The sequence below is a fragment of the Chlamydia pneumoniae TW-183 genome (assembly GCF_000007205.1).
GTDB lineage: Bacteria > Chlamydiota > Chlamydiia > Chlamydiales > Chlamydiaceae > Chlamydia > Chlamydia pneumoniae.
On sequence record NC_005043.1, the window covers coordinates 262,391 to 277,392 of the forward strand.

Here is a 15,002-nt window from a genome sequence, read left to right on the forward strand (position 1 = left end):
CAAATTCTTTAGGCCTAGAATCGTCTACCCTATCCTCTATATTTTTTTGTAAGAACTAAGAGACATACAATGGCGCCGAAAGCAACAACAGACGCCATAGGGATCGTCACGTAGCTAAAAAGAAAGATCTTTGTTGAGCAGGAGACTCTACCGCAGATATCCAATTGCATCCCTGGAATTTCTTGCAAGAAAACTTGGTAGATAGAAATCCCTAAGCCTAGGACTGCCTGAGGAAGGATATACAGTTTGATTGAAGAGTCCTCGCGATAAGCTGAAATTCCTAAAATTACAGTGAGTGGGAACAGACAGATTCTCTGATAGTAGCAAAGAATACAAGGCTCTACGTTAAGAATATAGCTATAAAAAATGCTAATCAAAGTGCCAGCACAAGAAATAGCCCAAGCAAAATATAAAGCATAGCTACGGATAAAATTAATCATCATGATCTCCTTCAACAGCTTGCAGCTGACGAATATGTTGAATCGCTCTTTCTATTTCATGAAACGTAGGATCTTCGATTAAGTAGTCTCCGACTACAGCCGTTGGTGTTGCTAACTGTCCTCCTAAAACCTGAGACCCGTATAGATTATTCTTCTTAATCTGCTCGTTATACTGTCCTGAAGCGATACACTGTTCCAAGCCTTTAGGATTAACACTACGTCCAGAATTTATTTTTAAACCCTCAGCCAACTTTGTAAGAACCTCAGGAGTTGCCCAGTGTGAGCCTTCCTCTTTAGGATAAGTCAAAATACGATGGAAATATTCCATATAAGCGTCTATATCTGCCTGACGTGGATCGTGATGATAAATACATAGCAATGCTTGAGCTGCAGGTTTAGACCCGCGAATAAAGCAGACAGGAATCAAAGTAAAAGAAATCTCTCCAGTATCAATATAGTGCTTCTTTAACAAGGGGAACACTTCAGTAGTGAATTCTGCACAAGCAGAACAAGAAGGCTCCTCAAATACTGTTATGTTTATAGGAGCATAAGGATTCCCTATGGTAGGAAAGTGTTTTGCATTTGTAGGAATATGAGCTTTAGGGGGTAGAATCGTATGTTTTTTATGTATTAGAAAGCCAAAGCAAACGATAAAAAACATCGCAGTGCACAGAACTAGGATCTTTTTATTCAAAGGACCTCGTAAAGATGAATTTGTTAATTGCTTAATAGAACAAAAAACATAAAATTCAAAAGCGTTTTCTTTTTTGAGAATTGAACAGGAAAACTTTTCCTTTAAGTTTAAGAAATCCGCTCTATCTTTTACCTATAACACCGCAAATCTCACTAAAAGTACTTTCACTTTTATTCTACTGCTTTTATTAAGGAAAAAAGATCAGGGCCTAAGATTTATGGATAAAGAAACACTAGAAAATATCTATCGACATTTTCGATACCGTTTTTTAAAACTCAATATCCTCCCTGCATTTCTTGGTCTCCTTCTTCTATGTTCTCCAAATACCCTAAATTATACACAAGTCGATGTCATCTTCTCTGATCGTCTTTGTAGTTGTTTACTTATTTTCTTAGCTATTGCTTCCCTAACCAAACGTTCTCTTCTCTGGTTAGGAGCCCCACTAGGCATCTGGGTTACCCTTTTCGCCTGCGTTGCAGGACGATCTCCTACTATTTTTGCAAATGATACTCTAATTGGATTCGCAATTCTTGCCGTAGTGTGTATTTCCCCTACACGACCCGAAGCCCTTGAAGTAGGCCCGACATTACCTGAAGGTTTTTCTTACAATCCTTCTGCAGGAGGACGCAGAGCTGCAGTACTATTCCTAAGCTTACTGGGGTGGCTAGAAGCTCGGTATCTTACTGCTTCCAGCTTGGGAATTACATCGAGTCAGTCTTCGAACTTCTTACTATTGTACTCATCTATAATGACTGTATACTCTCTGCTCGTGGTTCTCTCTCTAGCAGGAAGTGAGCGCCGCTGGCACACAAGACCAAAAATCGTAATAGCGACAGCCTTAGCTTTAACAGGCGTCATTATTTTAACTCTTCTCCCTATCATCCTACACCAACTGCGCTATGATTGCTGGCTATGCCTTTGCCTAACTATAGAACCTGCTCTTGCCGTGGTCTTTGCTTACGATGAAACCAGGGCCACTTTGCGCTATATTTCTCAATTTTTAGGAGATAAACGAGCTCTTACTAGAGCCTCGTTCTTTGGATCAGAATACTATAAACACACTCTGTCTTGGGAAGAAAGAACAGTACTTCCTCTACGAAAGGCATATAAACAGGCATTTGAGGGGATCTCCTTCCCAATCAACCAGTTATTGGCTATCCTAGTTGCTACTGTTTTTGTAAAAGTCAATAGCAGTATGGGCCTTCCTACCTTTCCTAGGAATTTCCTCAATATATGTTGTTGGTTTATTATCGTCCTGTTCATCTTAGCTTTTGCAGAAAGCCTTCGTCATTTGCGTTGGATGAATCTGATCTTCTCTGCAGCGATTTTATTCTCTCCAGTACTCTTTCATATTCCCGTAGAATCTCCCATGTTCTTGCCGATCATCGTTACAGGACTCATTCTAATTATTCTATCTATAGGAAAGAGACGAAGAACTAAACGCAAACTCTAAAAGAGAAGCTTACGTGCCTAACCCCTCCCATAAGGGATTGGTTTTTGAGGCGTTTTTTGCTTCTTTCTTAGCTTCGCGTTCGTCACGCTTTTCTCTTTGGTTCTTGTTCATGTAGATATTCTCCTTAGCACGCTCTAAAGCTTTTTGTATCAGCTCATCATGTTTTAAAGATTCAGGAGAATCCTTTTTTGGAATGATTTTAAGCGTCTTACCTAAGATCATAGAAGAGAATCTTTTGCTATACTCAGGTACTAGCACCTGAGATTCTATGTAGAGAGAAAGAGCTTTCTTATTAGGAGTTTTCTTTTCTTTTTCACAGTGGTCATAGATTTCTTTGTAATTGCTCTGTGTAATCCTCTCATGGAGAGCCAACACTTGCTTATGGTGGGAATAAGCATAGATATTCAAAGGCAAAACAAGAAGAACAAAAACGAGAATCGAGGGTAATAGCCAGGGAAGAATCACATCATAAAGAATAGATGCACCTTCCAGAGGAGCACCCAAAAGTATAGATCCTAAAACAAAACCAAAAATACAAAACATGAGAAGTGCTGCTGCTAAAATTATAGCAGGAGCCCCATGCCAAATATGATTAAAGGCTTTCTTGTAGCAAGCTACTTTCTCCTCCCCAGTAAGTACAACATAACGGCTTAAAGAAGAGGAAGTGGTGACCAGAGGCTGTGAACTCATGTATATAAGTGCTTTTTTAAATCTTTAATGAAACATAGCCCATTATTTAAAGGTCTCATTGAAGGATCCAGAGGAACAGGAGTGAGTGTTTTGTTCTTAATAACGTACAAGACATCCCCTAAACAGGAAACGTCATGAAAGTCGTGAGTGACAAGAAGCACCGTCTTATTTTCCTTCTTTGCTAAAGCAACAATATCTTGGTAGAGCTGTTCTTTAAGCAATACGTCCAAAGACGAAAAAGGTTCATCTAAAAGGAGAATAGGCTTTAAAGACAAGCACTGAGCTGCAAGAGCGATGCGCTGCCTTTGCCCTCCAGAAAGTTCGTCTGGATAACGATCAAGAAGCTGTCCGAGATCAAAATTGTGTATAATCTCTTCAAGGCGTTCATTGGATAAGGCGTTGTGACTTGTATTGATGCCAAGCTCCGTTGACAACGTCATGTTTTTTAAAGCCGTACGCCAAGGAAGCAGGGCTTCTTTTTGCTGCATATAGGCAACGTCTTTGCGATTTAGAGGGCTCCCATTCCATAGAAGTTCGCCTTCTTGCAAAGGTAGGAAACCCGCAAGCAAACGAAACAAAGTTGTCTTTCCAACTCCAGAACTTCCTAAAATAATCGTAATTGTCCCTGGAGACGCTTGGAAAGAAGCATCCTTTAAAATGACTTGATTGTCACAAGAATAGCATAGACGATGAGCTTGTAACATGGAAAAGCCTCTATCTTGAATAGAAACGAAGGCTTGCGGTTACCAAGACTTGAACTTGGGACCTCGACATTATCAGTGTCGCGCTCTAACCAACTGAGCTATAACCGCGATTTGGAGACTAGGAGATTCGAACTCCTGACCTTCTGAATGCAAATCAGACGCTCTACCAACTAAGCTAAGTCCCCGGCCATCCCAATAAGGGAAAAGTAAAGAATCATCTTACCTATCAAGAGATTTAAGCTCAACAAAGAAAGTATAGGAAAATCTCACCTTAATGAGAAGAACAGAGTTCTTTTAATACACTCTTGAGCAAGGTATCCATATAAATTTTACTTGCCTCACTTTGAAGATGCTTCCAATCCTCGTTACTCCGTGATTCTAAAGGATGAGGGAGAAGGATATTCACACCTAAACAAGGAATGCTATATTCATAGCATACCTGAGAAACAGCGCCGCTGACACTATCAAAACCATGAATCTCTGGATACAATTTTTGTAAGGAAAGAAAATAGTTTCGCGACATCGCGAAAGACTCGCCTGTAGCAACCAAACCTTCCATTAAGGTGTGCTCCGTTTTGGTTGTTGATTTCAAATACCCATGAGTCTTCAAAAGCTCTTCGATTTCTTGTTTATGGGTAGAAATAAACTCTTCGCCTCCACGAAGAATTGCCTCCCGATGAACCTCACTGGTTGCAAAAACACTCTTTTTAATGTCTGGAATCTCAAATCTTTCAAAGAAAGGCCTCACATCTGCATCATAATTAATGTAGCCTTTAGAAACTAAGACGCTGCCAAAACGGCTATCTTGAGACCTAGAGTAACACGAGCCTATAATTAGAATAAGATCCACTCGATGTTTAAGAATCATATTACAAGCCACAACAGCTGAAGAAACTTTATTAGGCCAAAGAGCAGAAACTACAAAGTATTTCCCAAAGGAGTCGCCAGAGTAATAAATTCTCTGTCCCTCTAGAGTCTTTTTACTATGAGAAAACCAAGGAATAGGACAATTACCATCAAAAGAAACGGGAGTAACCCCAGGTAAAGCAAAAATAATACTTACACGACTTAAAGGACTCTGTTTTTCTTCTAGAATAGTGAAATTATCAGCAGAGAATGCGACCAAAGGAAGAGAGCTAAGAATAAGAAACAGAAAACGACGCATAAGAAATTTCTTCTAAGTTAAAGATACTGTTTTCGCATTGTATAAGAAAAAGATCTGTTAAATAGAATTAAAAAACGAAAGTACGCTTCTTTTTAAGCTCTAGATACTCCCTTAAACTCTTCTTAACTCTGTCCTTTGTTCTTTAATGACACATCCATTTCTACTACTATAAAAGTACTGACAAAAGCACAGAGTACGATTTTCAAATCGGGAGTCTCAAGATGAAAGAAGATCCCAATCTCTTGAACGTAAGACCTTCGAGAAATTCTTAGCAAAAAGAGAAGAACTTTGCCCAAAAACATAGTCCTTGCTTTTTCTCAAGAATTAGAGCTTTCAGATGCCTAGTATATTGAGAATATAAATAAAAAAACCATTGCCAACCCGGCAATGGTTCTTAAAACACAAATCCAAAATATAGAATCTTACAGACTCACTTTCTTTTTCACTGAAGAAGGAATCGTTCTTGGTTCTCGTATTTTAGTAATTTTAAAAGACTGAGAAAACGCCTCGTATTCTTTATCCAAGGCCTGAGGATTCTTATTCTTATAAACCATAAAGACTTGATAAAGAGTGTGATTTACGGAAATCAACATCCCTCTGAAATAAACATCTTCGCAAACAATCCAAAATTCCAAAGCCTTATGGCCTTGAATCTGCCTTGCTTGCATGAAAAGAACCTGGGATTCAGGGAGAGCCTGCATCATGCCTGAAAACCCCTCTTGCAGATTGAGCTCTGGACGACTTATATCTACTTTTTCAGGATACTCCCAAACAGAGACTACATACACAGTGTTGTCTGGATGAGTCTCTGTTACATAGGTATCATAACGTATGGTAATCTCTGATTGAGGGACTTCTACAATTTGCCCCGAATGATCAGGCTCCCCAGGAAATTCCACAGAAAACCCAGAACTTGATGTATAGTCATAGCGTTTCCATGAAAGACTGTCTTTAACTGGTAAAATTCTAGCCTCTTCCTGAATCTCTTTTTTTGAGAACCATCCTTTGACTTTCCCTAAAAAACCAGATTTAGCTTCGACTCCCATACCAGGGATAGGGTGAAAAGCTAAAATCGATACTACTATGGATAATAAGGCCTTTTTGCAACTCTGCAACATAATAAACTAAAAAACAAAACAAGATAACTAACTTAATAATATCCCTTCGAGATTTTTATTTTGTAAAATAAAATACTTTTTTTTCAGAAAAATAAAAAAAATATTGCGTTTTATAAAATGCATCACAATAATCCTGGTAGTCTTAAACACATAAGTTTTTGTTAGGTATCTCCTTATGAAGCCGGAAGAGTCTGAGTGTCTGTGTATTGGAGTTTTGCCCGCACGCTGGAATAGCAGTCGCTATCCAGGAAAGCCTTTGGCTAAAATTCATGGAAAAAGCTTAATACAAAGAACTTATGAGAATGCTTCCCAAAGTTCTCTATTAGATAAAATTGTTGTTGCTACTGACGATCAGCATATTATCGACCACGTGACTGATTTTGGTGGTTATGCAGTGATGACTTCTCCTACATGTTCCAATGGTACAGAACGCACAGGTGAAGTAGCTAGAAAGTACTTCCCTAAAGCTGAGATTATTGTAAATATTCAAGGTGATGAGCCTTGTCTAAATTCTGAGGTTGTCGACGCTTTGGTTCAGAAGTTGAGAAGTTCTCCTGAAGCAGAACTGGTGACTCCTGTGGCACTCACGACAGATCGTGAAGAGATCTTAACAGAAAAAAAAGTAAAATGTGTTTTTGACTCTGAGGGAAGGGCTCTGTATTTTAGTCGCAGTCCTATTCCTTTTATTCTTAAAAAAGCAACCCCAGTATATCTCCATATTGGAGTATATGCTTTTAAAAGAGAGGCTCTTTTCCGCTACCTACAGCATAGCTCAACTCCTCTAAGCGATGCCGAAGATCTTGAGCAATTACGTTTCCTAGAACATGGAGGCAAGATCCATGTGTGTATCGTAGATGCAAAAAGTCCCTCTGTTGATTATCCAGAAGACATAGCTAAAGTAGAACAATATATCACATGCCTTTCAAATGCATATTTTTAACAGGAGGAGTTGTCTCCTCTTTAGGAAAAGGGTTAACAGCAGCATCCCTAGCCCTAATTTTAGAACGTCAACGGCTTAACGTTGCTATGTTAAAATTGGATCCATATCTAAATGTAGATCCAGGAACTATGAATCCCTTTGAGCATGGAGAAATCTATGTTACAGATGATGGGGTTGAGACAGATCTTGATCTCGGTCACTATCATAGATTCTCTTCTGCTGCACTTTCTAGACATTCAAGTGCCACTTCAGGTCAAATTTATGCTCGTGTCATTAAAAGAGAGCGTGAGGGTGATTATCTAGGAAGCACGGTACAAGTCATCCCACACATTACCAATGAAATCATTCAAGTCATTTTAGACGCAGCTAAAGAGCACTCTCCAGATGTTCTTATTGTCGAGATTGGAGGGACCATAGGAGATATTGAATCTCTTCCCTTCCTAGAAGCAATTCGACAATTTCGGTATGACCATTCCGAAGATTGTCTAAATATTCATATGACTTATGTCCCCTATTTACAGGCTGCTGACGAAGTTAAAAGTAAGCCAACGCAACACTCCGTACAAACTCTACGTGGTATTGGCATCATTCCCGACGCGATTCTATGTCGTTCTGAAAAACCTTTAACTCAAGAAGTTAAATCTAAAATCAGTCTCTTTTGCAATGTTCCCAACCGGGCAGTGTTTAACGTTATAGATGTAAAACATACCATTTATGAAATGCCTTTGATGCTTGCTCAAGAGAAAATTGCCAATTTCATAGGGGAAAAGTTAAAGTTAGCTACGGTTCCAGAAAATCTTGATGACTGGAAGGTACTGGTAAATCAGCTATCTCAAGATCTTCCGAAGGTAAAAATTGGAGTCGTTGGGAAGTATGTTCAACACCGAGATGCCTATAAGTCCATATTCGAAGCACTCACTCATGCAGCTTTAAGATTAGGTCATGCTGCTGAAATTATCCCTATTGATGCTGAAGATGAAAATCTTACTATGGAACTCTCTCAATGCGACGCATGTTTAGTTCCTGGAGGCTTCGGCGTTCGTGGTTGGGAAGGAAAAATCGCTGCAGCTAAATTCTGTCGAGAACAAGGCATTCCTTATTTTGGTATTTGCCTAGGAATGCAAGTGCTTGTTGTAGAGTATGCTCGCAATGTCTTAAATCTGGATCAGGCAAATTCCCTAGAAATGGACCCCAACACCCCTCATCCTATTGTATATGTCATGGAGGGGCAAGATCCCTTAGTAGCTACGGGAGGCACCATGCGCTTAGGAGCGTATCCTTGTCTATTAAAGCCAGGGAGCAAAGCCCATAAAGCATATAACGAATCTTCTCTGATTCAGGAGCGCCACCGCCATCGCTATGAAGTAAATCCGGATTACATACAGAGTTTAGAAGACCACGGCTTACGGATCGTTGGGACTTGTCCTCCACAAGGGCTTTGTGAAATTATTGAAGTTTCGGATCATCCTTGGATGATTGGTGTGCAATTCCATCCAGAATTTGTATCTAAACTCATCTCTCCCCATCCTCTATTTATCGCATTTATAGAAGCAGCTCTAGTCTATTCTAAGGATGCAAGCCATGTCTAAGCCATCTAGTTGCAAAGCATACCTTGGCATAGACTACGGGAAAAAACGGATCGGCCTTGCCTATGCAGCCGAACCCCTCCTATTGACACTACCGATTGGAAATATAGAAGCAGGTAAAAATCTTAAGTTGTCAGCAGAAGCTCTTCATAAGATTATTTTAAGTAGAAATATAACTTGTGTAGTTCTAGGGAATCCCCTTCCTATGCAAAAAGGTCTTTACTCATCTCTGCAAGAGGAAGTTTCCTTACTTGCTGAGGAGCTTAAGAAGCTTTCTACGGTAGAAATCATCCTATGGGATGAACGGCTTTCTTCAGTACAAGCGGAACGTATGTTAAAGCAAGATTGTGGACTAAGCAGAAAAGATCGGAAAGGAAAAACAGATTCCCTGGCTGCAACATTAATCTTAACAAGTTTTCTAGATAGCTTACCTAAAAAACTAACCTTGTAATCATCAAAAACTACGGGATTTTAATTTTAGAAACTTTTTACTTTTTGTTATTTTCGCAAGTGCGGGGACAAAAAAGGAGATAAAAATGACGAATGTTGTTCAGGAAACTATAGGTGGATTGAATTCCCCACGAACGTGCCCTCCTTGTATTTTAGTTATCTTTGGAGCGACTGGAGATCTGACGGCAAGGAAACTTTTACCCGCTCTATATCACCTCACTAAAGAAGGACGCCTTTCAGACCAGTTTGTTTGCGTAGGATTTGCACGTCGAGAGAAATCGAATGAACTGTTCCGCCAAGAGATGAAACAAGCTGTCATACAATTTTCTCCTTCCGAATTAGATATTAAGGTATGGGAAGATTTCCAACAGCGCCTCTTTTATCATCGCTCAGAATTCGATAACAATATGGGATATACATCTCTCAAGGACTCCTTAGAAGATTTAGATAAAACGTACGGAACACGTGGAAATCGTCTTTTTTATCTTTCTACTCCCCCCCAATATTTTTCTAGAATCATTGAAAATTTAAATAAACATAAGCTTTTCTATAAAAATCAAGACCAAGGGAAACCCTGGTCCCGTGTCATTATAGAAAAACCTTTTGGAAGAGACTTAGATAGTGCTAAGCAACTTCAGCAATGTATCAATGAGAATCTTAATGAAAATTCGGTCTATCATATAGATCACTATTTAGGGAAAGAAACGGTTCAAAACATCTTAACAACACGTTTCGCCAATACGATTTTCGAATCGTGTTGGAATTCACAATATATCGATCATGTCCAAATCAGTTTGAGTGAAACGATTGGCATAGGATCTCGCGGCAATTTCTTTGAGAAATCTGGGATGCTTCGGGATATGGTACAGAACCATATGATGCAGCTACTCTGTTTACTCACTATGGAGCCTCCTACAACTTTTGATGCTGATGAAATCAGAAAAGAAAAAATCAAAATTCTTCAACGTATCTCACCATTTTCAGAAGGTTCTTCGATTGTCCGAGGACAATATGGTCCAGGAACGGTTCAAGGAGTCTCGGTCCTTGGCTATCGTGAAGAAGAGAATGTTGACAAAGATTCCCGAGTAGAGACCTACGTAGCTTTAAAAACAGTCATTAATAATCCCCGTTGGCTTGGAGTTCCTTTCTATTTACGTGCAGGAAAACGACTCGCCAAAAAATCTACAGACATTTCTATTATTTTTAAAAAATCACCCTACAATTTATTTGCAGCCGAAGAATGTTCACGTTGTCCGATAGAAAATGATTTGCTAATCATCAGAATTCAACCGGACGAAGGTGTCGCTTTGAAATTCAACTGTAAGGTTCCAGGAACTAATAATATTGTCCGTCCTGTTAAGATGGACTTCCGTTACGACAGCTATTTCCAAACTACAACTCCAGAAGCATACGAGCGTTTATTATGTGATTGCATTATAGGGGATCGTACGTTATTTACTGGTGGAGATGAAGTTATGGCTTCTTGGAAGCTTTTTACTCCTGTATTAGAGGAGTGGGACCAAGATTCCTCACCCTCGTTTCCAAACTATCCTGCAGGATCTTCAGGTCCTAAAGAAGCTGATGCTCTCATTGAAAGAGACGGAAGAAGCTGGAGACCTTTATAGACAATCTTATACAGCATCTAGAAATCGATAAGCATGACAAACATAGGGATTGAGACTATGGCAACACTGATAAATTTCAATGATACGAACAAACTTTTGCTTACAAAGCAACCTTCTCTATTTATAGATCTAGCTAGTAAAGATTGGATAGCTTCTGCGAACCAGGCAATTAAGCAACGGGGAGCATTTTATGTAGCATTATCTGGAGGCAAAACTCCTTTAGAAATCTATAAAGATATCGTTATCAATAAAGACAAACTTATAGATCCTAGTAAGATTTTTCTATTTTGGGGAGATGAAAGACTAGCTCCGATAACATCGTCAGAAAGTAATTACGGCCAGGCTATGAGCATTCTCCGTGATTTGAATATTCCTGATGAGCAGATCTTTCGAATGGAAACAGAAAATCCCGATGGAGCGAAAAAATACCAAGAACTTATAGAAAATAAAATTCCTGATGCTAGCTTTGATATGATTATGTTAGGACTAGGAGAAGATGGTCACACCCTTTCTCTTTTTTCCAATACCTCGGCTTTGGAGGAGGAAAATGACCTTGTGGTCTTTAATTCTGTTCCACATCTAGAAACAGAAAGAATGACCTTAACCTTTCCTTGCGTACATAAAGGCAAGCATGTTGTTGTTTATGTTCAGGGGGAAAATAAAAAGCCTATCCTTAAAAGTGTCTTCTTTTCTGAAGGTAGAGAAGAAAAACTCTATCCTATAGAGCGTGTAGGTAGGGACCGCTCACCTCTATTTTGGATTATTTCTCCAGAATCTTATGATATAGCAGACTTCGATAATATCTCTTCGATATATAAAATGGACATCCTCTAAAAAAGATAGGCGTTGCGATTTAGCCGTAGATAGTATCGTAAGCCGGCGGTGGAAAAGGAGGAGGAGCACTAGGCATGGTAGGAGCCGTAGGGTATCCTGCTCCAAAATGGGATCCTGCAAAGCCCCCTCCCCCACCAAAGTGACTTCCTCCAAAATTACCGTTTCCTCCTCTTCTATTCTGATAATCAGAGGAGCCTCCATAATGCTGAGATGGTCGAGAACCTCCACCAGGAGCTCCTCCTTGAACTAACTGAGCAACTTCTTCGTTAGAGAAGAGGTGTCCATAATGAGACAGACAGTCTGTGAGAAATAGGTCTCTTGCCAATGCATTTGTTTGGAAATGAGAGGGATCATGTAGCAGAGCCTCACTAACGGCAGTATGCAAAACAACATTCGTTAGGTGACCCACGCATGCCTCTTGGTGCTTTGCCTTACGAACTATAGCAATCCATAGTCCTAGCAGAGAAATTAACAGAGCGCCTCCACCTGCAGCGCAGCACCCCATCATTGCCGCAGTAATTACGGGAGCAGCTCCAGGAGCTACAAAAAATAATACTAAGACAATGCCAGCTGTTAAGGCTATTAAAGCTAAAGAAGCTATTAAGCTAACGACTAAGGACCCTATCATAGCACTCTTATACAACTTACACGCTTTTACAGCCTCTTCTGATGACCTTATGGTTGCAACACCTGCAGCTCGATGGAAGACATTTTGAGCAGGATGACGTAATACTTTTGCCTTCGCCTTATTCAGAGAGTAAATCATCTTCCCAAGCGTATAAACTTTATAAGCACAATAAACCAGGGCACCTAATGTCGGTCCTAGGATAAGAGCAATTACGAAGAAAAGTAGTGTAGCTCCTAAAACGATCGCTGATGTCTCTTTTTCTGGAGTTTGACAGCTCTTACATTGCGAAAAGCACATAATCAATATTCCGAAGCTATTGAACAAATTCCCCAAATTCTGCGCAGCTTTAAACCCTGTCATCATCATGTCGGTTGGTCTATCAAATAGAGATTCAATATCAGGAACTCGTCCCTTCATGATCTCACTAAACATTACTTCTGTACTCTCGGAAGGAGATACAAATTTGTTTTCTAGAAAATAACAGAAGTTACTGCGCACCACTGAATTAGCTTTAACAACAGATTCTGAGGAAGGGGAAAACACCATAAAATAAACCAATTACTAACAATACATTACTTACTAACGATAAGTATTTAGCTAAGGGCTCTCAGCCTTAAGTAAGTTCTTTGTTTATTAACAGAAGTATTTTATCTTAATGATTTAAAAACTTCAACTCTCGAGACTGATTTTAGAATCGTATTTAAAATAATTTAAGAATTTTAATAACCGATTGTTTGAACGAAAAACTTAAAAACTTAAAAATTTAAATTTATAATTTAGATAAAAATTAAAAACTACAGCTTGCCTATTGCTAAAATAAATAATTCATAAACACAATGCGAAACTTCGTTATAAAAAGCACATGCAATCTAGTCTTAAAACGGTGATTATAAAAATTAGCGATAATAAGGAGGAGGAGAAGAAGAGGGAAAAGGAGAATTCGACGAGTCTATCGTAGAATAGGCCGGTGGAGATTCTCTAGGAATCACGTTGCTGCTACCATCGCTCCCCTCCTCATGAAACAGAGTCTCGTAACTTGGAGGTGGCGTCGTCTGACGGTTCAAGGGGACTTCGCTCTCGATATCTCTATACTCGTCATCACTGAAGAACTGTTGGTATCTTCGTATAGACTGAGTAAGCACTTTTTTAGTTCCTGGAGTGATAGGAAGGTAGGGCATCTGAATAATTGTGTTACTCACTATACAACGCAATAGTGCGGTATGCATATGATGAACACCTTCTTGGCTTTTCTGCACGCTATACACAGAAGCAAGTAAAAAGCCTATTACAGAGAGGAGGATTCCTGTTCCTCCTGCAGCACAGCATCCTATCATTGCTGCGGTCATTACAGCAGGAGCTCCAGGATCTAAAAAAAATAGAGCAAAAACAAGGCCTACAATTAAAGCTGCTAAAGATATCGTAATAATTAAGCCAAGCACAAAGAAAATTAATGTGGATTGTCTAAATACTTTACAAGCCTTGATTGTAGATTGTGAGGCGGCAGCGGCGGCTACAGCCCCTGAACGATGTATAAAAGGATCTGATTTCTGTACGGAATTTATGACCTCAGTGTGGGTTCTTGATAAAGAGGATATTTTCTTGGTAAGTTGATAAATTTTATATGCAGAGTAGCACAAAATGCCTAGTGTAGGCCCGAACACAATAGCTAAGACTGTAAAGAGGACAGCTGCGAAAATACCGGTTATGAGTGCTCCACAGGGATCAGTGTGATGAGAATCTGTCACTAACAACAGGGGACAACACCCTATTCCAAATATTTTTTCAAAAAATCTCTGATAAATCATTTTCAAGCTGATATTAGAATACACTTGAAAGTGATGTTCGCCTTCTGTCTCTACTACATCTTTCAAATCATCTATAATAGCAGTTGACGAAAGTGTTCCTCGGGCTAGGAATACTTTAATCGGAAGAATCTCTGTGTTATGTTCAACAAATTCGTCCATAGCTAAAGATACTAGGACGTCGCGGACCTGTGTATTAGAAGCAATGCTTGCCTCATGTGAAGAAGAAAGAGAAATCATGGCAGACATAAATTTTACCAGAAAAATTTATCACGCCTCTTTGTTTAAAAATAGTCATTTTTTATTTAATGCAAGGAAGAAGAGTTTCCTTGGTCTATTTAAAAAGACTTCTCTTTCTAACGAAGCGAGCTCATTTCCTTAAGGTTTGATTAATCCAGACATTCCTGCCAATTGAAGAATCGGGGCTTGCATAAAGACTATTGCGGATGAGAGTCTAGCGTCCTCACTAGTCCTATGTGAAATTATAAATCCGTGAATTGCGGTTCCTATGACTGGGACGATTAACAAGCACGCAAGTAGATAAGGAAGGCCACCACCATAGAGGCATTTAAAATGTGATCCCAGACTTACTCTTTCCCCAGGTAAAGCACTCGATGCACTACATAACTTAAACGGAAATGAGAGAAGTAGAAATAGAACCTTTAAAATCAACAAAACTACACTTACAACTGCACAAACTACAGCAATTACAGGATACAACATAGTATCTACAACTAAACAAGCCGTTTTCTTACTCAAGGGTTCATCATCATAATCTCCTTGAGACATTCTAAAAAAAATAGAACAAGCCATAAGAATAACCGTTGGTTTCTGAGAAAATTGATATAAAGAACAATATTTTAAAGATTTTTA

General features: G+C 39.3%; 15 protein-coding genes and 2 tRNA genes. 6 read left to right on the forward strand and 11 right to left on the reverse strand.

From position 1 onward, the window contains the following. Positions 1 to 29: 29 nt before the first annotated feature. Positions 30 to 440 (reverse strand): disulfide bond formation protein B, encoded by a 411-nt coding sequence (locus CPB_RS01145; RefSeq protein WP_010882878.1) that lies wholly within the window; start codon positions 438 to 440, stop codon positions 30 to 32. After that, a complete protein-coding gene (locus CPB_RS01150) occupies positions 433 to 1,101 on the reverse strand; it encodes a thioredoxin domain-containing protein (RefSeq protein ID WP_172643917.1) in 669 nt (222 codons plus the stop codon). The genes CPB_RS01145 and CPB_RS01150 overlap by 8 nt, the downstream gene beginning before the upstream one ends. A gap of 250 nt (positions 1,102 to 1,351) precedes the next feature. Here CPB_RS01150 and CPB_RS01155 point away from each other — a divergent pair, with 250 nt between their 5' ends. Then, a complete protein-coding gene (locus CPB_RS01155; protein WP_010882881.1) occupies positions 1,352 to 2,587 on the forward strand; it encodes a hypothetical protein in 1,236 nt (411 codons plus the stop codon). A 9-nt stretch (positions 2,588 to 2,596) separates the two neighbouring features. On the opposite strand, the gene CPB_RS01160 is transcribed toward CPB_RS01155, so the two are convergent. The 6 genes from CPB_RS01160 to CPB_RS01190 all read right to left on the reverse strand — a co-directional run bounded on the left by CPB_RS01160 (position 2,597) and on the right by CPB_RS01190 (position 6,264). Then, positions 2,597 to 3,277: a hypothetical protein gene (locus CPB_RS01160; RefSeq protein ID WP_010882882.1), complete on the reverse strand. Its 681-nt coding sequence runs from the start codon at positions 3,275 to 3,277 to the stop codon at positions 2,597 to 2,599. Then, positions 3,274 to 3,981 (reverse strand): ABC transporter ATP-binding protein, encoded by a 708-nt coding sequence (locus tag CPB_RS01165; protein WP_010882883.1) that lies wholly within the window; start codon positions 3,979 to 3,981, stop codon positions 3,274 to 3,276. Before CPB_RS01165 ends, CPB_RS01160 begins: the two co-directional genes overlap by 4 nt. 34 nt (positions 3,982 to 4,015) lie before the next feature. After that, a tRNA-Ile gene (locus CPB_RS01170) sits at positions 4,016 to 4,089 on the reverse strand. A 4-nt stretch (positions 4,090 to 4,093) separates the two neighbouring features. Then, positions 4,094 to 4,166 (reverse strand) — tRNA-Ala (locus tag CPB_RS01175). A gap of 86 nt (positions 4,167 to 4,252) precedes the next feature. Continuing rightward, complete coding sequence (locus tag CPB_RS01180; RefSeq protein ID WP_010882884.1) at positions 4,253 to 5,146, reverse strand: 5'-methylthioadenosine nucleosidase; 894 nt, start codon at positions 5,144 to 5,146, stop codon at positions 4,253 to 4,255. 422 nt (positions 5,147 to 5,568) lie between these two features. Then, positions 5,569 to 6,264 carry a hypothetical protein gene (locus CPB_RS01190; RefSeq protein ID WP_010882886.1) on the reverse strand — a complete coding sequence of 232 codons (696 nt, stop codon included), beginning with the start codon at positions 6,262 to 6,264 and terminating at the stop codon, positions 5,569 to 5,571. A 175-nt stretch (positions 6,265 to 6,439) separates the two neighbouring features. Between CPB_RS01190 and kdsB the strand changes: the two genes are divergently transcribed. The 5 genes from kdsB to pgl all read left to right on the forward strand — a co-directional run bounded on the left by kdsB (position 6,440) and on the right by pgl (position 11,699). Next, complete coding sequence (gene kdsB / locus CPB_RS01195; protein ID WP_010882887.1) at positions 6,440 to 7,204, forward strand: 3-deoxy-manno-octulosonate cytidylyltransferase; 765 nt, start codon at positions 6,440 to 6,442, stop codon at positions 7,202 to 7,204. Continuing rightward, positions 7,180 to 8,793 (forward strand): CTP synthase, encoded by a 1,614-nt coding sequence (locus tag CPB_RS01200; RefSeq protein WP_010882888.1) that lies wholly within the window; start codon positions 7,180 to 7,182, stop codon positions 8,791 to 8,793. The genes kdsB and CPB_RS01200 overlap by 25 nt, the downstream gene beginning before the upstream one ends. Continuing rightward, on the forward strand, positions 8,786 to 9,241 hold the full coding sequence (ruvX, locus tag CPB_RS01205; RefSeq protein WP_010882889.1) for a Holliday junction resolvase RuvX: 456 nt from the start codon (positions 8,786 to 8,788) through the stop codon (positions 9,239 to 9,241). The genes CPB_RS01200 and ruvX overlap by 8 nt, the downstream gene beginning before the upstream one ends. Positions 9,242 to 9,326: 85 nt before the next feature. Next, on the forward strand, positions 9,327 to 10,865 hold the full coding sequence (gene zwf, locus CPB_RS01210; protein ID WP_010882890.1) for a glucose-6-phosphate dehydrogenase: 1,539 nt from the start codon (positions 9,327 to 9,329) through the stop codon (positions 10,863 to 10,865). 57 nt (positions 10,866 to 10,922) lie between these two features. Next, positions 10,923 to 11,699, forward strand: a complete 777-nt coding sequence (gene pgl, locus CPB_RS01215) for a 6-phosphogluconolactonase (RefSeq protein ID WP_010882891.1) — start codon at positions 10,923 to 10,925, stop codon at positions 11,697 to 11,699. A 19-nt stretch (positions 11,700 to 11,718) separates the two neighbouring features. Here the strand turns inward: pgl and garD (CPB_RS01220) are convergent, their stop codons facing one another. From garD (CPB_RS01220) to CPB_RS01230, 3 genes are all read right to left on the reverse strand, one after another. Beyond that, positions 11,719 to 12,873, reverse strand: coding sequence for an inclusion membrane protein GarD (gene garD / locus CPB_RS01220; protein ID WP_231854636.1), 1,155 nt, complete (start codon positions 12,871 to 12,873; stop codon positions 11,719 to 11,721). Between the two features lie 350 nt (positions 12,874 to 13,223). Next, positions 13,224 to 14,378: an inclusion membrane protein GarD gene (gene garD, locus CPB_RS01225; RefSeq protein WP_010882893.1), complete on the reverse strand. Its 1,155-nt coding sequence runs from the start codon at positions 14,376 to 14,378 to the stop codon at positions 13,224 to 13,226. 129 nt (positions 14,379 to 14,507) lie between these two features. Then, on the reverse strand, positions 14,508 to 14,942 hold the full coding sequence (locus CPB_RS01230; protein WP_010882894.1) for a hypothetical protein: 435 nt from the start codon (positions 14,940 to 14,942) through the stop codon (positions 14,508 to 14,510). Between the last annotated feature and the right edge of the window lie 60 nt (positions 14,943 to 15,002).